This is a genomic window from Kosakonia oryziphila, from assembly GCF_900094795.1.
Lineage (GTDB): Bacteria > Pseudomonadota > Gammaproteobacteria > Enterobacterales > Enterobacteriaceae > Kosakonia > Kosakonia oryziphila.
Window position 1 is genome coordinate 1 of the sequence record NZ_FMBC01000043.1, and the last position, 19904, is coordinate 19904.

Here is a 19904-nt window from a genome sequence, read left to right on the forward strand (position 1 = left end):
AATGTTCAGTTAGATCATGTTCATCTGCTAGTAAAAATCCCCCCGAAATTATCGATATCACACGTAATAGGTCATTTGAAAGGAAAGACAGCGCTGAGATTGTTCAGCAAATTTCCGTACCTGAGGAAGAGCAAATTGTGGGGAAATCATTTCTGGGCGCGAGGGTATCGTGTGGATACCGTAGGTATCAATGAAGAGATGATAAGAAGGTATGTGAAATATCAGGAAAAACACGAACAAGAAGAGAGCCAGCTTCAGCTAAAAGAGATGTGAAGCGAAGGCTCTCAGAGTCAGAGCTAAGTACGCCCCTCTGGGGCGCAATCAATGCCACCTGCTATGCAGGTGGTTTTTTACTTCCACGGCAGCTTATTCACGCCACAGAATATGACAAAGTTTATGATCTTTCTCGCGGCACAGCAAAACGCGCGCGAAGATGTCATTGAGTTCGCCGCCGTCGGTGTCAGCCAGCCCGATTACTACTTCAGCGAAGAAGTCCGGGTTTAAATCGTAATCGACATGTTCCGCCCAATCCTCGCCTGGATCAAACAGCTCTGCGCCGCCACGCTCTTCAAATTGCAGGTTGAAAAGAATGATGTCCGCCGGGTCAAGATTGTCCGCCGCCAGTTCGAGAAAGATGTCATAAGCCTGTTCGAGCGTTTCGTCTTCGGTCAGGCGGTTGTTTAGATCCATTTCCATGATTTACCTCTTCATGTCTGTTGGGCACGTTTTACAGCAACGGGCTAAAGAAGTAAAACAGTCGTTCAGCGATGCGGTGCCAGAATGGTCGTTTCACCCACAAGCGCGCATCAAGCAATCGGGAACGAGAGATGTAATCGTCCTGAACCGCTGCCAGATCGCCGCCAAAACCGGCATCATCAATAACCAGTGTGATCTCAAAATTCAGCCACAAACTCCGCATATCGAGATTCACGGTGCCGATAAGGCTCAATTCGCCATCAACCAGCACGCTTTTGGTATGCAACAGACCACCTTCAAACTGATAAATCTTCACCCCGGCCGCCAGCAACTCAGTGAAGAAGGCGCGGCTGGCCCAACCGACCAGCACCGAGTCGTTTTTGCGTGGCAGAATAATACTCACATCGACGCCGCGCTGCGCTGCTGTGCAAATGGCGTGCAGCAAGTCGTCACTGGGTACGAAATAGGGCGTGGTCATGATCAGATATTCACGCGAGGCGTAGACGGCGGTTAACAATGCCTGGTGAATTAAATCCTCAGGAAAACCTGGTCCGGAGGCAATTGTGTGAATTGTATGCCCGCTGGCTTCTTCAAACGGCATGATATTGGTATCCGGCGGCGGTGGCAGAATGCGCTTGCCGGTTTCAATCTCCCAGTCGCAGGAGTAGACGATGCCCATTGCCGTGGCTACAGGGCCTTCCATACGCGCCATCAAATCGACCCACTGGCCGACACCTGCATCCTGTTTGAAGAAGCGCGGGTCGACCATATTCATACTGCCGGTGTAGGCAATATAGTTATCAATTAACACAATCTTGCGGTGCTGGCGTAAATCCATGCGACGTAAAAAAACGCGCATCAGATTCACTTTTAGCGCCTCGACTACTTCAATGCCCGCATTGCGCATCATAGCGGCCCAGGGGCTACGGAAGAATGCCACGCTACCCGCAGAGTCGAGTAACAGACGGCAATGCACGCCGCGTCGCGCCGAGGCCATCAGCGATTCCGCCACCTCATCGGCCATTCCGCCGGGTTGCCAAATGTAGAACACCATCTCAATATTGTGTCTGGCGAGCTGAATATCGCGGATCAGCGCCTGCATCACATCATCGCTGGAAGTCAGCAGTTGTAACTGGTTGCCCTTTACACCAGCGATGCCCTGGCGTCGTTCGCACAATTTAAATAATGATGAAGCAACGCTGCTGTTTTCCTGTGCGAAGATGCGTTTAAAGTTTTTTAAATCGTTGAGCCACTTGGCGGTAGAAGGCCACATGGCGCGCGCGCGTTCGGCGCGGCGTTTGCCAAGATGTAATTCGCCCAGCGAGAGATAGGCGATAATCCCTACCAGTGGCAGAATATAAATAATTAGCAGCCAGGCCATCGCCGATGTCACCGCCCGCCGTTTCATTAAAATACGTAGGGTTACACCAGCAATCAGTAGCCAGTAACCAAAGACGATCAGCCAACTCATTAGGGTGTAAAAAGCGGACATAGATAAAATTCCTTTTAAAAACCACATCTCATGAGTTTACGCATCCGCATTCATCTGGCAAATAAAAACGCGGAAAAGCACTGGTCTGGGAAAAACGACGGATTATAATAGCCTCTCTGTTTTGTTCAGAGTTGTAAAAATGAAGCGTAGTCGAACGGAAGTGGGACGCTGGCGTATGCTTCGGCAGATGAGCCGCCGTAAAGCCCGCTGGCTGGAAGCGCAATCACGCCGCAATATGCGCATCCATGCCATCAGAAAATGCGGCGTAAATCGTCATCGTAATGTGCTGTTGTTCGCCATTTACGATCTTTGATACCCGGGCACCGATAAGGTGCCCGCGGTCGTTTTAAGGCATTCTTTATCTACAGGAGAGGCAGCATGTCGGTTATTGATAGTCTTCTTGCATTTACTTTTGCGGCCACTCTTCTGACATTAACGCCCGGGCTTGATACCGCACTCATACTGCGTACGGCGGCGGTGGAAGGGCATAAGCAGGCATTCAAAGCCGCACTTGGTATCAATACCGGATGCCTGATTTGGGGCGTAATGGTCGCCTTCGGTCTTGGCGCGCTGATTGCGGTTTCCGAACTCGCTTATAACATCCTGAAATATTGTGGCGCCGCTTACCTTTGCTGGCTGGGGCTGAATATGCTTCTACACCCACGCGGTTCACTGGCTACAGACAATAAGATGCAAACCAAAGCGCAAAACTGGTTTATAAAAGGTATGCTGGGTAATGTGCTGAATCCTAAAGTCGGTATCTTTTATGTCTCTTTTTTGCCGCAATTTATTCCGCACGGACAGCCGCTGATTGCCTGGACATTCGGCCTGGTCATGATTCATGTTGTACTGGGTTCCTGCTGGTCAACGGTATTAATTTCGGCGACCCGCCCGCTGTCGTCATTCTTACGTAAAGAGAGGGTGATACGCTTGATGGATCGTAGTACCGGCATGGTGTTTCTGCTGTTTGCCACCCGTCTGGCTATTAGCAAACGTTAACGGAGATAAGTTGGACAAAATGAATAAAGAAGCGCTCATTTTTCTTGGAATCGCCATTGTTTTTGAAGTCATTGCCACCACAGCACTGAAATCGTCAGACAGCTTTGCCCGCCTGCTGCCCACCATCATTAGCATTGTGGGTTATTGCATCGCATTCTGGTGCCTGACGATTCCGATGCGCACCATCCCGACTGGCGTTATTTACGCCATCTGGTCTGGTGCCGGGATTGTATTGATTGGGATTGTTGGCTGGTTGGTTCACGGTCAGAAATTGGATCTTCCGGCAATATTGGGTATGGGGATGATTATCGCCGGCGTGATTATCATTAACCTTTTTTCCAGAAGTGTAGCCCATTAATTATCGCAGCCAGCGTGAATAAATAATTCACGCTGGTATTTTATATTCTCCGTAACCGGGTACATGCGGCATGTTTTCTGGTTCTGGGCGATTAAGATAATTCACCGCGATCTGCATAACGACATCACCAACGAACCTGACGAGGAAGTTACGCCAGGAACGACAGCGCGGTAGCTATTGACCGAAAAGCAAAAGATCTGCCATCTTTGACGAGTTTTAAAAAACCTTCTTGAACGGCTTAATAATAACGTTCTGGTACACGCCAGCGGCAACATAGGGATCGGCGTCCGCCCAGGCTTTTGCCGCTTCCAGCGATTCAAACTCTGCAATCACCGTTGAACCGGTAAAACCGGCGACACCAGGGTCGTTGCTGTCCACCGCGGGCATCGGGCCCGCCGTCAGTAAACGACCTTCGTCATGTAGTAATTGCAGTCGCGCCAGGTGGGCAGGGCGTACAGATAAACGTTTCTCAAGCGAGTCAGCAACATCTTCAGCAAAAATAACATAAAGCACGGGAAGAGCTCCTTACTTATTGGAAAGGCATACCGTATGTGAAAGGGAATGCGACTGCAATGTAAAGATGCTCTGACATTAATATCCGGGTAAAAATGCAACTTTTTTACCCGGTAATGAGAGAAAATAGACGGTGAATGCGATGGCTTGTTGAATATGATTGTCATTTGCATTTAAAATTAGCCCCTGGTTTTTTAACTGACACGATTATGACTTCAATGACCTTTGATTTACCTCGTCGCTTTCCCTGGCCGATGCTGTTGTCTGTTGGTATTCACGGCGCCGTCGTGGCGGGTCTGCTCTATACATCGGTACATCAGGTTGTTGAATTGCCCGCACCCGCACAGCCTATCACTGTGACGATGGTGACGTCGGCAGAACTCGAACCGCCGCAAGTAATGCAACCGCCACAACCTGTCGTCGAACCGGAGCCAGAGCCCGAACCGCAACCTGTGGTGGAGCCGCCAAAAGAAGCCCCGGTGGTAATTGAAAAGCCAAAGCTGAAACCTAAACCGAAGCCAAAACCGAAACCAGAGAAAAAGGTCGAGCAGCACAAGCCGGAGGAAAAACCAGCACAACCGCGTCCGGCATCACCATTTGACAACAACGCGCCAGCACGCCCGGTGACTAATCCAACACCGCCAGCGTCCTCCACGCCAGCGCCGTCCGTGCCGGCCGGTCCGCGTGCGTTGAGCCGCAACCAGCCGCAATATCCGGCGCGTGCGCAGGCGCTGCGTATTGAAGGTCGTGTGCGAGTGAAATTTGACGTTACGGCTGATGGTCGCGTCGAGAATGTTGAAGTTTTGTCTGCGCAGCCAGCAAATATGTTCGAGCGTGAGGTGAAAGCGGCCATGAGGAAATGGCGCTACGAAGCCGGTAAGCCCGGTTCAGGACTGATAGTTAATATTGTGTTCCGCCTGAATGGCGGGGCGTCGATGGAATAAGAAAAGCCTCCTGGCGGAGGCTGAGGCTTTTCTTATGACTGTGGCGGTAACGAGCGGGGTTTCCCTTCTTTATCAACTGCGACATAAATAAACAACGCTTCGGTGGCTTTGTAACGCTGGCCAATGGGCTCAGAAGAGACTTTTTTCACCCACACTTCTATATTGATGCTGACAGAAGTATTCCCGCGTTTCACACAGCGCGCATAGCAACACACCACGTCGCCGACGGCAACCGGTCGCAGGAAGGTCATGCCATCCACCCGCACAGTTACCACGCGCCCGTGCGCAATCTCTTTTGCCAGGATTGCGCCCCCCATATCCATTTGTGACATCAACCAGCCGCCGAAAATATCTCCGTTAGCATTGGTATCCGCTGGCATTGCTAATGTGCGTAAAACAAGCTCTCCCTGAGGAGTCTCCTGAATGGTGTTCATTATTATCTCTTCTGTTATGGGGGATTTCTGGCGGGATGCTACTACGAATATGGGGCGTTCGGGAAGAAAAAAGCCAGGCGCTGGCCTGGCTTCAGTTTTCAGGAGTTATCATCCTGTTGTGGCATATGGCGGTAGATGTAAATACCGCTGAGCACGGTATACACCAGCGTCAGAATCGTCAGGCCAAACACTTTGAAATTGACCCAAACATCAAACGGCAGCCAGAAAGCAATATAGATATTCGCCAGCCCACAAACGATAAAGAACAGCGCCCAGGCGATATTCAGCCGTGACCAGACGGCTGCAGGCAGCGTCAATTCTTTCCCGAGCATGCTCTGGATCAGGGTTTTCTTCATTATCCACTGGCTGAACAGCAGCGCACCGGCAAAAAGACCATAAATCACCGTTACTTTCCACTTAATAAACTCAACGTCGTGGAATTTGATGGTCAATCCGCCAAATACGGCGACCAGCACAAACGTGATTAACGCCACTTTTTCCACTTTGCGGTAACGGATCCAGCAATAAATCAGCACGATGGCCGAGGCGATAATCAATACTTTGGTCGCGGCGAAAATATCGTACAGCTTGTAAACTGCGAAAAAGAGCGCCAGCGGAAGAAAATCAAGAAACTGCTTCATTCTACGATTCCATAAACAGGGGCAACCCTGACAGGGCTGCCGAAACAATCATTAGTGCATCAGCATATAGAGGCGGAACAGATAAATAAGCAGCGCCGCCGAGATCAAATTGCTGATTGTATTCGCGATAACTGCGCCTACTTCCGGGGTGAAAACCGCGAAATTGTGCGCGAACATTAACAACACTGTTTTCGCCAGCAGCCAGCTTATGACCGCCGGGGCCACCAGCCGCATATTGCGCCAGCTCAGACGCATACTGCTGCGCATGGCGGCGAAAATCCCTGCTTTATCCTGTACCAGCATTACGGGGGCAAAAGCGAGAAGAATTGCCAGAATCACGCCCGGAACAATGATAAACATGATGCCAATCTGCACCATAAAGGTGGTCAACAGGATCAATAAAAACAGCTTTGGCAGCACCGGTGCGCTGGCACCAATCGCACGCAGCGCACTGACGCGTTGACCGGCTGAAACCATCTGGATCAGCAGCAAGACGCCGCCAGCCAGAATCGCGTTGCCAATCAGCCCGGAAAACGTCGATGCTGCCGAGGCGCGCAGCAGCACCTGCTGTTGCTCTGGCGTCATGCTTTGTACCAGCTCAAACAAGCCAACGCTGCCCGCCAGGTTATCCCCTTGCGTTAAAATGGAGAGTTGTTCGTCAGTGGGCGAAAACGCGTGCCCAATAACCGCGGTGATAAATGCGCACAGCAGTGCAATCAGCAAAATGGTAATCAACTGATTACGAAAAAAATTCCCCGTGTCACGGTAAACGGACTTCGCCGTGATAGACATGCACTCTCCTTGAGTATTGCGGTATTAAATTGTTGGCGATTGTACCCCGAATAGCGGTTCAGTGGCAGCATCATGGCTTGTATGGAAAAGCATATCTTTGTAAAGAGGCGCTAATCCGTAACGCGCGCGGGCGCGATCGCAGGCTTCATTCACTTCACCATTCTCGCCAGACATCGCAAATTCCCGGCAGGGTGACGGCCTTCCTTCATAGATGCTGCAACGGACCGATTCGCCGGGGGTACCTTCCAGCGCCACGCAGCGGCTCTGTTTCTGATTGGTGCCGCTCATACAGCGTAAAAAGGGGGTCAGTGGCTCAGTAAGTTGAGCCGGGACAGGGCCGCCAGCATCATCCGCTTCAGCCCAGTAAAAAGAGACACGAAAATACGCACAACATGCTCCGCACGACATGCACGGATTGAGATCACTCATAGCACACCTGTACTTCACTACGTATCAAGACGAATTGTCAGGCCACTAAATTATCTCTGCGTTTGCTGACGTACAAGATGGTTGAGGTGGAAAATTTTTCATGTCTGAAAAAGTGAAATTTGATTTAGATACAAAAATTAAGGGAATGGCGTGATGGTGAAAATTATCTCAGATCAACGAATGTTAAATTATGGGATTAAGTGTGACCTGGGTTGGATCACTTTATACTTAATTGTGGGTATATTCACGCCGCGATAAAAACCTTAATCATGGAGTGGATATGAAAAAATTAGCTGTGGCAGCATTAGTCCTGAGTTCGCTTTCCGGTGGTGCATATGCGCATGATGCGGGCGAATTCTTTATTCGTGCCGGTTCCGCTACTGTCCGTCCAACGGCAGGTTCGGATAATGTGCTGGGTAGTCTTGGCAGTTTTAATGTCGACAATAACACCCAGTTGGGTGTGACGATGACGTGGATGGCAACGGACAATGTGGGGATTGAACTCCTGGCTGCGACGCCGTTCCGCCACCGCGTAGGCACCGGCCCTACGGGCGATATCGCGACCGTGCATCATTTGCCGCCTACATTGATGGCGCAGTGGTACTTTGGTGATCCGAAAAGTAAATTCCGCCCGTATATCGGCGCGGGCATCAACTATACGACCTTCTTTGATGAAAAATTTAACGATACCGGTAAAGCCGCAGGCCTTTCCGATTTGAGCCTGAAAGACTCGTGGGGCGCGGCAGGGCAAGTAGGGCTGGACTATCTGATCAACCGCAACTGGTTAATCAATATGTCGGTCTGGTATATGGATATCGATACGGATGTCCGTTTCAAAGCCAATGGTGTTCAGCAGAGCGTCAGTACTCGCCTGGATCCGTGGGTATTTATGTTCTCTGCGGGGTATCGTTTCTGAGTGCGGTTGGAAACTGGCCCGTTTGCGGCCAGTTTCCCCGTTTATCTCTGCGTCAGTGACGCTTATGCGGCCAAATCCATTGGCGATAGCAGTTAGTCACCCTACTGGCAAACCGGGAGTCTGGATCTCTCTATGTAGCGGCACGTCATATACGCGCCAGCCACGCACAGGGTGAGAGGGACAAAAAAGCTGAAGTCCATGCCAGTGAACTCCATCAGCAGGACAATGGCAGTCAGCGGCATCTGCATGGATGACGCCAGAAACGCGGCGCCGCCAGTGAGAGCAAATTCCGCCATACTGCCGCCAGGGAAGAAGGGACCGACAAGCAGAAATATCAGCGCGCCCAGCAGTGCGCCAATCGCCAGGCCTGGCGTCAGCAGGCCGCCCTCTGCTCCGCTGCGTAACACCATCCAGATACTCACTACTTTCAGGACAATCAGCATGGCTGCCAGCGGCAGAGTGACGCCGCCGCCAAAACTGAGCTGCACTGGCCCGCGACCATTACCTGGCAGTTGCGGAAACCAGATGGAGAACAAGCCCAGGCAGGCAAAGGCGAGTAAACAGAGCAGCGGCATCTGCCAGTTGCTTTTCGTCTGGCCCCGCGCTTGCCGCGTCATGCGGCGGAACTGGCTGGCGGCATAGCCGAACAGCGGACCGGAGAGCGCGGCCCAAACGATTAAAGACACAGGTGCAGTAGATGCAATAAATTGATACTGACGTTCGTTGCCGAGCACCAGCGAGGTGATAAACGCCGCCAGCGCGGAGGTGATCGTTGCGGCGATCACCGCATCCCAGGCGATGGTCATCAGCAACACTTCCAGCGTGAAAATCGCACCTGCCAGCGGAACATTATAAACCGCAGCCAGCCCGGCTCCGGCGCCACAGGCGATCACCAACCGGGTTTCCTGCTCATTGAGGCCGCTACGCCTGGCAATGTTGCCGCCAAACAGTGCACCCACTTCTCGCGGCGCGCTTTCACGTCCCAGTGGCGAGCCCATCGCTACCGTCACTACCTGTAACAGAGCATGGCAGATTGTGGTGTTCGCAGGCATCTGACGACCATTTTCGCTGAGCGCCGCCGTAACGCTTACCCGGGGCTTGCCATATCGCGCCAGCAACCACCAGCCGCAGCCAGCAATTACACCGGCACCAGTCAGTGCGGCAAAACGGCGCAGGTTACTGGCATCGGTAACGCCTTGCAGAAACGGCGCGCCGCCAATCAGTGATTGTTGGCTGTAACCAAACGCCAGATGCTGGATTCCATGCAGCAGTAGCACAACCAGCATGCCTGACGCGCCGGAAAGCAGGCCAGTCAGCAGCAGCGCAATCCAGCGCCGCTGCCAGGAGGAAGGAGTGTCACTCATCGATTCAGTCTCTGTGTAACTAACGTCGCGATCATTATTCCACAGAAAATATGAAGCTTTTAACAATAGGTTACCATTAACTGATGACAAATACGGTTCTTTTCCGGCTGTTATCACGCAGCCAGGCAGTTTCAACGTAGTCCAGAGGCGCTGGCGGGGTGGCAATACACAGTTGCGCCGGTACCGCCACGCGAACATCTCAGCGGTGGTTTCCTGCAACACGGCAGAGATCGATGAGCGCGACATTCGACGGCTGGGAACCTGATGACGTTCAGGCACTGTTCCGGCGGGTCGGAAATATGCACAGACACTACTGAAGCATGAAGAGGCCGCCTGAGCGAACAGGCGGCAACAGGATTAACGCGGCAGCGTAGCGGCTTTCAGGCTCTGAACAAAAGCTTTCAGCTCAGCCAACATCGCCGTGGGGTTTTGCAGATTTTTTTCAATGATTTTGACAATCGCCGAGCCGGAAATCGCGCCTGCAGCGCCGGCATTCACGGCAGCGGCAACCTGATCCGGCGCGGAGATACCAAAGCCCTGTAACGGCGGCGCAGCGTGGTATTCCTTCAGTTTTTCCACCAGATGATGCAACGGCAGCGCCGCACGGTTTTCCGCACCGGTCACGCCAGCCCGCGACAGCAGATAGGTATAACCGCGACCATAAGAGGCAATCTGACGCAGCAGTTCATCATCGGCATTCGGCGGACAGATGAAAATAGGCGCAACATTGTGGCGCATAGCCGCTTGACGGAAAGGTGCAGACTCCTCAATAGGCACATCGGCCACCAGAACTGAATCGACACCGACTTTTTCGCATTTGGCATAAAACTCATCAATGCCACCGCTGAACACCAGGTTGGCGTACATCAGCAAGCCAATTGGAATGGTCGGATGCTTCTGGCGAATGGTTGCCAGTATTTCAAAGCACTGGGTCGGCGTAACGCCTGCGGCGAAAGCACGCAGCGTCGCACTCTGGATCGTCGGGCCATCGGCCAGTGGATCGGAGAATGGGATCCCCAGCTCCAGCGCGTCCGCCCCGGCTTCGATCAGCGTATCGATAATTTTCAGCGACTGTTCCGGAGACGGATCACCCAGCGTAACAAAGGGAACAAAAGCGCCTTCTTTCCGGTCGGCGAGCCGTTTAAACAGGTTGTCGTAGCGTTCCATCAGATTTCCCCTCGCGCTTTCAGGATGTCATGTACGGTGAAGATGTCTTTATCGCCGCGGCCGGAGAGGTTAACCACCAGCAACTGCTCTTTATCCGGGTTTTCGCGCATCATTTTCAGCGCGTGGGCGAGGGCGTGCGAAGATTCCAGCGCCGGAATAATCCCTTCATGGCGGCTCAGCATCTGGAAAGCGTCAAGCGCTTCGTCGTCGGTAATCGACACATAATCAGCGCGACCAATGCTGTTGAGATGCGCATGCTGCGGCCCGACAGACGGGAAATCCAGCCCGGCGGAGATGGAGTAAGACTCTTCAATTTGTCCTTCATCGGTCTGCATCATCGGCGATTTCATACCGAAATAGATACCCACGCGACCGTGCTTCAGCGGTGCGCCGTGTTCGCCGGTTTCAATACCGTGACCGGCCGGTTCAACGCCGATCAGGCTAACGCCGGTTTCATCGATAAAATCAGCAAACATGCCAATAGCATTAGAGCCGCCGCCGACGCAGGCAATCACGGCATCCGGCAGGCGTCCCTCTCTTTCGAGGATCTGCGCTTTGGTCTCTTCGCCGATCATGCGCTGGAATTCTCGCACTATGGTCGGGAACGGGTGTGGGCCAGCCGCAGTGCCAAGCATATAGTGCGCGGTTTCGTAGCTGCCGGACCAGTCGCGCAACGCTTCGTTACAAGCGTCTTTCAGCGTGGCGGAGCCGCTGTGTACCGGAATCACTTCTGCGCCCATCAGGCGCATACGGAAGACGTTTGGTGACTGGCGCTCAACATCTTTTGCGCCCATATAGATGCGGCACTTCAGGCCGAGCAGAGCGCTGGCAAGCGCTGATGCCACGCCATGTTGCCCCGCACCGGTTTCTGCGATGATTTCGGTTTTACCCATCCGTTTTGCCAGCAGCGCCTGACCGAGAACCTGGTTGGTTTTGTGCGCACCGCCGTGCAGCAGATCTTCACGTTTCAGGTACAATGTGGTGCGGGTACCGGCAGTCAGGTTCTGGCATTTTGTCAGCGCAGTCGGACGCCCGGCGTAGTTTTTTAGTAGATCGTTAAACTGACGCTGAAAATCTGCATCGCTCTGGGCGCTGACAAATGCTTCTTCCAGTTGACGCAGCGCAGGCATCAGGATCTGTGGAACAAACATGCCGCCAAACTCGCCAAACCATGGGTTCAATAGTGTCGTCATTCTCTTCTTTCCTTAATAAGCACGCAGCGTACGGAAAACCGAAGCCAGTTTGCTGGCATCTTTAATACCCGGTTCCGACTCCACGCCTGAATTAAAATCGAGTCCGGCACAGCCGGTTTTCGCCGCCTGCACACAATTATCTGCGCTCAGGCCGCCAGCCAGCAGCACATTATCGAGCGGTTCACCGGCCAGTAGTGACCAGTCGAAGCTTTGGCCGCTGCCGCCCTGGCCATTGTCGAAGACATATTTATCAACCTGCTGTAAGTGACGTGACGGCAAGGTGTCGCTGACACTCAGCGCTTTCCAGATTTGCGTTCGGGCAGGCAATACCGCACGCAAAGCGTCAATATAGGCTTGATCTTCGTCGCCGTGTAACTGCACCGCAGAGAGTGCCAGCATTTTCGCTTTCGCCACCACATCTTCAACCGGGGTATTACGGAACACGCCAACATAATGCAGCGGTGCGCCCTGCATTACCGCCTGCGCCTGTTCATCGGAGACAGCGCGTGGCGAGGAGGCGACAAAAATCAATCCACCATAAATTGCGCCTGCTTCATGGGCGGCGCGCGCATCTTCGGCGCGAGTCAATCCGCATACCTTGTTCTCGCCGAGTAGCACACGTTTCACGGCGGCATCAAGATCATCATGAGACATCAGTGCTGAACCAATCAGGAAGCCATTGGCAAAGTGGCTTAGTTCACGAACCTGGGCATAGGTATTAATGCCGGACTCGCTGATCACCGTGACGCCATTACCCAGACGCGGCGCAAGCTGGCGGGTACGGTTGAGATCAATCGAGAGGTCGCGCAGATTGCGGTTATTAATGCCGACCACTTTCGCTTTCAGCGCAATAGCGCGTTGCAGTTCTTCTTCGTTGCTCACTTCAGTCAGCACACCCATCTTCAGGCTATGCGCCACGGCGGCAAGCTGGCGGTACTGCTCGTCATCCAGCACTGACAGCATCAACAGGCAAGCATCGGCCTGGTAGTAACGAGCCAGATAGATCTGATACGGATCGATAATAAAATCTTTGCACAGAATCGGCTGTGGCGCGATGGCGCTGACGATGGGCAGAAAATCGAAACTGCCCTGGAAATATTTCTCATCGGTCAGTACGGAAATCGCTGAAGCGTGATGTTTATAAATGTCGGCGATGCGCGCCGGATCGAAATCGTCACGGATAACACCTTTAGAGGGCGATGCTTTTTTGCATTCCAGAATAAAGGCGGTACGTGTTCCTTGCAGAGCATTGTAGAAGCTGCGTGTACTCGGCACGACATCGTTCTGGAAACTGGCCAGCGGTTGCTGCTCCTTGCGCGCCGCAACCCATATGGCTTTGTCGGCGACGATTTTCGCTAAAACGGTTTGCATCTTTTATCCTCTTGCCGCAAGTGCGGTGACTTTGTCGTAGGCTGCTCCGCTGTGCAGCACATCCAGTACTTTCTGCGTGTTGGCCCGTAAATCTTCGTTGCCGTGCAGACGCATCAGCATCGCGACGTTGGCGGCCACCGCAGCTTCATGAGCAGTTTCGCCTTTACCTTGTAATAAGCGCGTCAGAATGTCACGGTTTTCTTCCGGCGTGCCGCCCGCAAGCTGCTCCTGATGATAAGGCGTCAGGCCGAAGTCTTCGGCAGTCAACTGGTAACTTTTAATTTCGCCGTTGTTTAGCTCCGCAACCAGCGTCGGCGCATGTAATGACACTTCATCCATACCGCCGCTATGCACTACGGCTGCTCGTTGATAACCGAGAACGCGCAGGGTTTCCGCAATAGGCAACACCAGCTCCGGGCTGTAAACGCCAATCAACGCCAGCGGCGGATGTGCCGGGTTGATGAGCGGCCCCAGCACGTTAAACAGGGTGCGGGTTTTTAGCTGCTGACGTACCGGCATCGCGTGGCGGAAGCCCGTGTGATATTTCGGTGCAAACAGGAAGCAGACACCAAGTTCATCCAGCGCACTGCGCGATTTGTCGGCATTCATGTCCAGATTAATACCAAATGCGGCCAGTAGGTCGGATGAACCTGAGCGGCTGGAAACGCTGCGGTTACCGTGTTTAGCGACCTTCAGCCCGCACGCAGCAGCGACAAACGCGCTGGCGGTGGAAATATTGATACTGTTGCTGCCATCGCCGCCAGTGCCGACGATATCCGCAAACGGATAATCCGGTCGCGGGAAGGGCGCGGCATTTTCCAGCAACGCCGTAGCAGCACCGGCAATCTCATTCGGATGCTCGCCGCGGATCTTCATGCTGACCAGTGCTGCGGCCAGTTGTTCCGGCTTCAGCTCACCACGAACCACCGACGAGAAAAGCTGGTGGCTCTCTTGCTGGCTGAGGGTTTGCGCCTGGTAAAGTTTCTCCAGAATTGGTTGCAGTGTGTTGCTTTGCTCCAGCTTCTGCAACGCCCAGGCCAGCGTCTGATCCAGCAGACGTGCGCCCTGCGTGGTGAGGATCGATTCCGGGTGGAACTGGAAGCCACAGACACGATCCGCATCATGACGTACCGCCATCACCATGCCGTTGAAATGCGCATTGATAGTCAACCCGGCGGGGATATTGCTGCCAACCAGCGAATGGTAACGCGCCACCGGCAGCGGATTGCTTAAACCGGCAAACATTGCCTGGCCATCATGTTCAATACTGGAAGCTTTGCCGTGCAGAATTTCACCGGCCTGGCCGACGTAACCGCCGTAGGCTTCGACAATCGCCTGATGCCCAAGACAGATACCAATAATCGGCAACTTACCGCGCAGACGCGTTAACAGTTCCGGCATGCAGCCAGCCTCCGACGGTGCGCCAGGACCAGGTGACAGCATCAGTACCGGGTTTTGCATCGTAGCCAGGCGGTCAATTAAGGTTTGTGCGGGTACATGGTTACGATAAATCACCACATTATGTCCGCTTGCACGCAGCTGATCCGCCAGGTTGTAAGTAAAAGAGTCGATATTATCGAGCAGCAGAATGTCAGCCATCAGAACGTCTCCTGTGCGTGGTGTGCGGTGGCAATGGCGCGCAGAACCGCGCGAGCTTTATTACGGGTTTCATCGGCTTCAGACTGCGGTACAGAATCCAGTACCACTCCGGCTCCGGCCTGAACGGTGGCAATACCGTCTTCAACCCACGCGGAACGAATGACAATACAGGTATCCAGATCGCCGTGAGCGGTGAAGTAACCGACAGCGCCGCCATAGCTGCCGCGTCGCGCGCCTTCGGCATGGGCAATCAGTTGCATGGCGCGGACTTTCGGCGCGCCACTAAGCGTTCCCATATTCATGCAGGCGCGGTAAGCGTGCAGCACATCCAGATCCTGACGCAGTTCGCCAACCACGCGGGAAACCAGGTGCATAACGTAGGAGTAACGATCCACTTTTGTCAGGTCGGCAACATAACGACTGCCCGGCGTACAGATGCGTGCCAGATCGTTACGCGCCAGATCGACCAGCATCAGGTGCTCAGAAAGTTCTTTGTGGTCGGTACGCATGTCAAGTTCGATACGGCTGTCGAGATCGCGATCCAGCGAACCGTCCGGGCGACGACCGCGCGGGCGTGTTCCGGCGATGGGGTAGATCTCAATCTGACGGTTGCTGGCGTCATACTTCAGTGAGCTTTCCGGTGATGCGCCGAACAGGGCGAAATCATCGTCCTGCATGAAAAACATATACGGGCTGGGGTTGCTCTTTTTCAGCACTTCATAAGCGGCCAGCGGCGAGGGGCAGGGCAGCGTAAAGCGGCGCGACGGGACAACCTGGAAAATTTCACCGCTGCGAATCGCTTTCTGCATCTCCCGTACAACGGTGCCGTACTCTTCATCGCTCTGGTTGGTTTCGCAACGCATATGCGCAACGGTTTGTACCGGCAGCGGCTCTGCGGGGAGATCCAGTTGCTGGCGCAGGACATTAATACGCTCAAGCAGGCGTGCTTTTTCGTCGGCATCCTGGCTGAACACGCTCGCCTGGATACGCGTCTGCTGTTTCTGGTGGTCGATCACCAGTAATGTTTCCGCCAGGTAGAAGCAGTAATCCGGGCAGCGACGGTCGTGGGCAAGCTGCGGTAAATCTTCAAAACCAGCGACCAGGTCATAGGCAAACAATCCGCCAAAAAACATCGCTTCGCGTTCGTCAGCCGGGACATCGACCAGTGTTTGCAGCAGGCGGAAAGCGTCAAACACCGAGAGCGAACACAGGCGGGCGTCTTCATCCAGCAGCGTGCTGACCGACGGAAAACGCAATTCGCGGCCATCCATCAGCACGGTGTTTTCAACCCCGGCAGGCAGCGCCGCATCAAGCAGGTTCAACAGGGAAGCGCCATTGGCCGTTAGTGCCTTAATAGTGACAGTGTCACCCAGCGCAGTAATGCGCAGCGCGCTATCAACCAGTAGCAGGCTTTTTAGATCATTCTTACTGTCAATATCGGCGGATTCCAGCAGCAGTGTGGCCGGCCGATCGCCGCATAATTGGTGGAACAGCGCAGTCGGATTGTCACGGTATGCGGCGTTGCTGGTCAGAAGTTCGAGTGCTGGTTTTTGCGTTTGCATAGTCGCTCTCATAAATTTGTTCAAAAAAAAGCCCGCTGAGTGAGCGGGCCGGGTATCGGTATGCTGAATGCGCACGTGATCTCACAGCCCTGTTCAGGGAGTGCGCCACCAGCGAGTAACAGAGAAATGTGCATTCATTGTTGCGATACCTTGTCGTGTGAACTTGCGTACTAGTTAACTGGTTCATGAAAAGAAAGTCAACCCTGATTTCAGAAAAAGTTGGCTAACCGTTATGATAGGGCGCAAACAGATGTCCTGATAAATCTACGGAGCCGCTTTGAGCGACACGAATTACGCCATTATTTATGACCTGCATAGCCACACCATCGCCTCTGACGGCCGGCTTTCCCCGGAACAACTGGTACATCGCGCGGTAGAAATGCGAGTGGGCACGTTGGCTATTACCGATCACGATACCACAGCTGCTATCCCTGCGGCACGTGCTGAAATTGCCAGTGCCGGGCTGGCGCTGGAATTAATTAGCGGTGTGGAAATCTCCACCGTCTGGGAAAATCATGAAATCCATATTGTGGGTCTGAATATTGATATCGACCACCCGGCGATGTGCGAATTTTTGCAACAGCAGTCCACGCGTCGTGCCCTGCGTGCGCAACTTATTGCCGAGCGTCTGGAAAAAGCGCATATCCCCGGCGCGTGGGAGGGCGCACAGCAACTGGCTCAGGGCGCAAGCGTGACGCGTGGTCATTTTGCCCGCTTTCTGGTTGAACAGGGAAAGGCCAGTAACATCGGCGATGTTTTTAAAAAATATCTTGCGCGCGGGAAAACCGGATATGTTCCGCCGCAGTGGTGTACAATAGAACAAGCTATTGAAGTGATTCATCATTCTGGCGGAACGGCGGTGCTGGCCCATCCTGGTCGTTATAACCTTTCCGCTAAATGGCTGAAAAGACTGCTGGCGCATTTTGCTGACAGCGGCGGAGAGGCGATGGAAGTCGCCCAATGCCAGCAGGCTCCCAATGAACGAGCGCAGCTCGCCGTGTATGCCCGCCAGTATGGTTTGCTGGCGTCGCAAGGATCGGATTTCCATCAGCCCTGCCCGTGGATTGAACTGGGGCGCAAACTCTGGCTACCGGCCGGTGTTGAAGGCGTCTGGCTGAAATGGGAGCAGCCGCAGTAAAACGTAAGAGAGGGAAGTATGAGTCAGTTTTTTTATATTCATCCGGAAAACCCACAACCACGATTAATTAATCAGGCGGTGGAGATCGTGCGTAAGGGCGGTGTGATTGTTTATCCCACCGACTCCGGGTATGCGCTGGGGTGTAAAATCGAAGATAAAGGCGCGATGGAACGGATTTGCCGCATCCGTCATCTGCCGGATGGTCACAACTTCACACTGATGTGCCGCGATCTGTCAGAGCTGTCGACTTATTCATTCGTTGATAACGTGGCGTTTCGTCTGATTAAAAATAACACGCCCGGTAATTACACTTTTATCCTGAAAGGGACAAAAGAGGTACCGCGTCGTTTATTGCAGGAAAAACGCAAAACCATCGGGCTACGCGTACCGTCGAATCCGATTGCGCTGGCGCTACTGGAAACGCTCAATGAGCCGATGCTCTCAACGTCATTAATGCTGCCGGGCAGCGATTTTACCGAATCTGACCCTGATGAAATCAAAGATCGCCTGGAAAAAGTCGTTGACCTGATCATCCACGGCGGCTATCTCGGGCAGCAACCAACGACCGTGATAGACTTAACCAATGATACTCCGGTGGTGCTCCGCGAAGGCGTCGGCGACGTTAAGCCTTTCTTATAGTGAACAAGCCGCTATACTACGCGCCCATTTCAGCAGCGGCTTCGCCGGACTGGTGACCCTATTCGACGCCTGTGAAGGCGCACAAGATAAATATTAAATCATTTATAATCAATGATTTAACGTTTTTCGGTTAATGGTTGTTACTAACTTGTGTGACAGCCATTAGCCACATCGCGACTCTCATCATGTATGTACACCTTTCCCTGCTGTTAATGTCTTCCTTGGTGTAGTCCCATATTCGGTATTACCACCAACGGGCTTATTGGCTACTATTCCCTTAATTTAGGTATGGTATCATGTAGAGAAAATCTTAAAAGAAGGGTAGTTTATGGGCTGGTCTTCGTTGGTTAGGATAACCATTGGTGCATTTCTATTGGCTGGGTTGTCATTCTCTGCACACGCTAAGAACTGCAAGAAAGGTATTCCATGCGGTAATTCGTGCATTGCGGTTGGAAAAACGTGCCGGATTGGATCAGGCACATCATCTACGTATAAAAATTATTCATACTCTTACCCGTCATCTTCTCTTCATAGTTCAATCCCTAAATCCTCTCCCCCTTCCTCATCAGCTAAGGTTGACGGAAAAAATACGTCTTCAACTGCTAAAACGTATCTCTGTCAGTATGCTATTGCAGCGATACAGAATGGAAGAATCGGTGCTTTACGTGTGTTGGGTAGTGCCGAGGTAACATTGTATGTCGATAGCTTCAAAGCTAACCGTTTAAACGGTACATACCTGCTCTCGCCAAAGCTGAAAACTAACGGTAAGTTGATGATGGCAGATGATAAAAGCAAAGTGTACGCCTATGATCCGTCGCTGGGAAACTTTGCAATTAGTGACCGCATCGCAAGAAGCACTGAGCAATGGGATCATTGTAAACTGGTTCACAATTAATAAACTCAATTCGTGGGGATGTAATGAAAAAATTACTAATGGCTTTCGTGATTCTAACTTTACCTCTGCTCTCATTCGCCAAGGGCACAGGGTATGGAAATACTACATGGGGCATGAATCCGTCAGAAGTTGTTGCTGCTCAGGGCAATGGTGCACATCTCATCTCACCAGAAAAGTATAAGGATAACTTTGGAAAAGTGCGGATTGATAATGTATCGATTGGTAGCGGTCTGTATACAGTGACATTTTTGTTCGACGGCGCTGATCGGCTTGTTCAAACGAACGTAGCCAGCAATGAAAAGAAAAATGAAGGCATCGCTGCACATCAATTTGGCACATTAAATCAATTACTAACTCAGAAGTATGGAAAGCCTGAGTTTTCTGATCCAAGTAAAGTAACCTGGAAACTTCCTGACACAACGGTTGAGTTAAGTCAGATGGTCATTTCTGGGGTTATGGCACAGACAATCGTTCGGTACATTCCAAACAGTAGGGTGGCAAGCGATACTTCAAACCTTTAGCCAAAGATTCTTTTTTAGCGGATGTGAGATTGTTTCCATATAACCAGCCCAGCCAATACGAGAGCGCTGATAGTTAACTACCCTTGTCCAGGAACAATCTGACCGCTAAGATGGCTTGAAAAACAAACTATTGTCGGTGGATCATGTGTATTAAGGGATTATCTCTGTTCTTCTGTGCCGTTTGCGTTGGTTGTAGTGGATACTCGCAGCGGCAAGTGCACTTAGATGTGCCTACCTACTC

Annotated in this window: 23 protein-coding genes and 1 other annotated feature; of the genes, 10 read left to right on the plus strand and 13 right to left on the minus strand. The window is 52.5% G+C overall.

The features are described 5' to 3' along the window. On the plus strand, positions 1-273 hold a 273-nt coding region (gene tnpA / locus GA0061070_RS18235; RefSeq protein ID WP_139109789.1), incomplete at its 5' end, for an IS200/IS605 family transposase. Between the two features lie 93 nt (positions 274-366). Here the strand turns inward: tnpA and GA0061070_RS18240 are convergent. Together GA0061070_RS18240 and cls are read right to left on the minus strand one after the other, a co-directional pair. Continuing rightward, positions 367-696: an HI1450 family dsDNA-mimic protein gene (locus GA0061070_RS18240; RefSeq protein WP_007371902.1), complete on the minus strand. Its 330-nt coding sequence runs from the start codon at positions 694-696 to the stop codon at positions 367-369. Positions 697-727: 31 nt separating this feature from the next. Beyond that, on the minus strand, positions 728-2188 hold the full coding sequence (cls, locus tag GA0061070_RS18245) for a cardiolipin synthase (RefSeq protein ID WP_090137433.1): 1461 nt from the start codon (positions 2186-2188) through the stop codon (positions 728-730). Positions 2189-2327: 139 nt separating this feature from the next. Here cls and GA0061070_RS18250 point away from each other — a divergent pair, with 139 nt between their 5' ends. The 3 genes from GA0061070_RS18250 (at position 2328) to GA0061070_RS18260 (ending at position 3545) form a co-directional block, all read left to right on the plus strand. Then, positions 2328-2501, plus strand: coding sequence for a YciY family protein (locus tag GA0061070_RS18250; protein WP_017457170.1), 174 nt, complete (start codon positions 2328-2330; stop codon positions 2499-2501). Positions 2502-2566: 65 nt separating this feature from the next. Next, entirely contained in the window at positions 2567-3187 is a 621-nt protein-coding gene (locus tag GA0061070_RS18255; protein WP_090137434.1) for a LysE family translocator, read from the plus strand. A 19-nt stretch (positions 3188-3206) separates the two neighbouring features. Further along, positions 3207-3545 (plus strand): SMR family transporter, encoded by a 339-nt coding sequence (locus tag GA0061070_RS18260; protein ID WP_090137463.1) that lies wholly within the window; start codon positions 3207-3209, stop codon positions 3543-3545. A 216-nt stretch (positions 3546-3761) separates the two neighbouring features. On the opposite strand, the gene GA0061070_RS18265 is transcribed toward GA0061070_RS18260, so the two are convergent. Further along, the gene (locus GA0061070_RS18265) at positions 3762-4058 is read right to left on the minus strand and encodes a YciI family protein (RefSeq protein ID WP_090137435.1); all 297 of its coding nucleotides are present in this window, start codon (positions 4056-4058) and stop codon (positions 3762-3764) included. A gap of 218 nt (positions 4059-4276) precedes the next feature. On the opposite strand from GA0061070_RS18265, the gene tonB reads away from it, so the two are divergent. After that, a complete protein-coding gene (gene tonB, locus GA0061070_RS18270) occupies positions 4277-5002 on the plus strand; it encodes a TonB system transport protein TonB (protein WP_167353596.1) in 726 nt (241 codons plus the stop codon). Between the two features lie 32 nt (positions 5003-5034). Here tonB and yciA read toward each other — a convergent pair whose 3' ends face one another. The 4 genes from yciA to GA0061070_RS18290 all read right to left on the minus strand — a co-directional run bounded on the left by yciA (position 5035) and on the right by GA0061070_RS18290 (position 7298). Next, positions 5035-5436 carry an acyl-CoA thioester hydrolase YciA gene (yciA, locus tag GA0061070_RS18275; RefSeq protein WP_090137437.1) on the minus strand — a complete coding sequence of 134 codons (402 nt, stop codon included), beginning with the start codon at positions 5434-5436 and terminating at the stop codon, positions 5035-5037. Positions 5437-5534: 98 nt separating this feature from the next. Next, positions 5535-6077, minus strand: coding sequence for a septation protein A (locus GA0061070_RS18280; protein ID WP_090137438.1), 543 nt, complete (start codon positions 6075-6077; stop codon positions 5535-5537). A gap of 51 nt (positions 6078-6128) precedes the next feature. After that, positions 6129-6869, minus strand: coding sequence for a YciC family protein (locus GA0061070_RS18285; protein WP_090137439.1), 741 nt, complete (start codon positions 6867-6869; stop codon positions 6129-6131). Between the two features lie 24 nt (positions 6870-6893). After that, the gene (locus tag GA0061070_RS18290) at positions 6894-7298 is read right to left on the minus strand and encodes a YkgJ family cysteine cluster protein (protein WP_090137440.1); all 405 of its coding nucleotides are present in this window, start codon (positions 7296-7298) and stop codon (positions 6894-6896) included. Positions 7299-7578: 280 nt separating this feature from the next. Between GA0061070_RS18290 and ompW the strand changes: the two genes are divergently transcribed. Beyond that, positions 7579-8214, plus strand: coding sequence for an outer membrane protein OmpW (gene ompW, locus GA0061070_RS18295; protein ID WP_090137441.1), 636 nt, complete (start codon positions 7579-7581; stop codon positions 8212-8214). A 101-nt stretch (positions 8215-8315) separates the two neighbouring features. On the opposite strand, the gene GA0061070_RS18300 is transcribed toward ompW, so the two are convergent. The 6 genes from GA0061070_RS18300 to GA0061070_RS18330 all read right to left on the minus strand — a co-directional run bounded on the left by GA0061070_RS18300 (position 8316) and on the right by GA0061070_RS18330 (position 16470). Beyond that, positions 8316-9644 (minus strand): chloride channel protein, encoded by a 1329-nt coding sequence (locus tag GA0061070_RS18300; RefSeq protein WP_090137442.1) that lies wholly within the window; start codon positions 9642-9644, stop codon positions 8316-8318. A 291-nt stretch (positions 9645-9935) separates the two neighbouring features. After that, positions 9936-10745 (minus strand): tryptophan synthase subunit alpha, encoded by an 810-nt coding sequence (gene trpA / locus GA0061070_RS18310; RefSeq protein WP_090137443.1) that lies wholly within the window; start codon positions 10743-10745, stop codon positions 9936-9938. After that, on the minus strand, positions 10745-11938 hold the full coding sequence (trpB, locus tag GA0061070_RS18315; protein WP_090137444.1) for a tryptophan synthase subunit beta: 1194 nt from the start codon (positions 11936-11938) through the stop codon (positions 10745-10747). Before trpB ends, trpA begins: the two co-directional genes overlap by 1 nt. 12 nt (positions 11939-11950) lie before the next feature. Then, a complete protein-coding gene (gene trpCF, locus GA0061070_RS18320; RefSeq protein ID WP_090137445.1) occupies positions 11951-13309 on the minus strand; it encodes a bifunctional indole-3-glycerol-phosphate synthase TrpC/phosphoribosylanthranilate isomerase TrpF in 1359 nt (452 codons plus the stop codon). Positions 13310-13312: 3 nt separating this feature from the next. Then, positions 13313-14908 carry a bifunctional anthranilate synthase glutamate amidotransferase component TrpG/anthranilate phosphoribosyltransferase TrpD gene (trpD, locus tag GA0061070_RS18325; protein WP_090137446.1) on the minus strand — a complete coding sequence of 532 codons (1596 nt, stop codon included), beginning with the start codon at positions 14906-14908 and terminating at the stop codon, positions 13313-13315. Then, positions 14908-16470 (minus strand): anthranilate synthase component 1, encoded by a 1563-nt coding sequence (locus GA0061070_RS18330; protein ID WP_090137447.1) that lies wholly within the window; start codon positions 16468-16470, stop codon positions 14908-14910. Before GA0061070_RS18330 ends, trpD begins: the two co-directional genes overlap by 1 nt. Positions 16471-16492: 22 nt before the next feature. Continuing rightward, positions 16493-16587, minus strand: a sequence feature (Trp leader region). Positions 16588-16747: 160 nt separating this feature from the next. Here GA0061070_RS18330 and rnm point away from each other — a divergent pair. The 4 genes from rnm to GA0061070_RS18350 all read left to right on the plus strand — a co-directional run bounded on the left by rnm (position 16748) and on the right by GA0061070_RS18350 (position 19663). After that, positions 16748-17608: an RNase RNM gene (gene rnm, locus GA0061070_RS18335; protein WP_090137448.1), complete on the plus strand. Its 861-nt coding sequence runs from the start codon at positions 16748-16750 to the stop codon at positions 17606-17608. An 18-nt stretch (positions 17609-17626) separates the two neighbouring features. Continuing rightward, positions 17627-18247, plus strand: a complete 621-nt coding sequence (locus tag GA0061070_RS18340) for an L-threonylcarbamoyladenylate synthase (RefSeq protein ID WP_090137449.1) — start codon at positions 17627-17629, stop codon at positions 18245-18247. Positions 18248-18575: 328 nt separating this feature from the next. Beyond that, positions 18576-19142 carry a hypothetical protein gene (locus GA0061070_RS18345; RefSeq protein WP_090137450.1) on the plus strand — a complete coding sequence of 189 codons (567 nt, stop codon included), beginning with the start codon at positions 18576-18578 and terminating at the stop codon, positions 19140-19142. 23 nt (positions 19143-19165) lie between these two features. Further along, the gene (locus GA0061070_RS18350) at positions 19166-19663 is read left to right on the plus strand and encodes a hypothetical protein (RefSeq protein ID WP_090137451.1); all 498 of its coding nucleotides are present in this window, start codon (positions 19166-19168) and stop codon (positions 19661-19663) included. Positions 19664-19904: the final 241 nt, after the last annotated feature.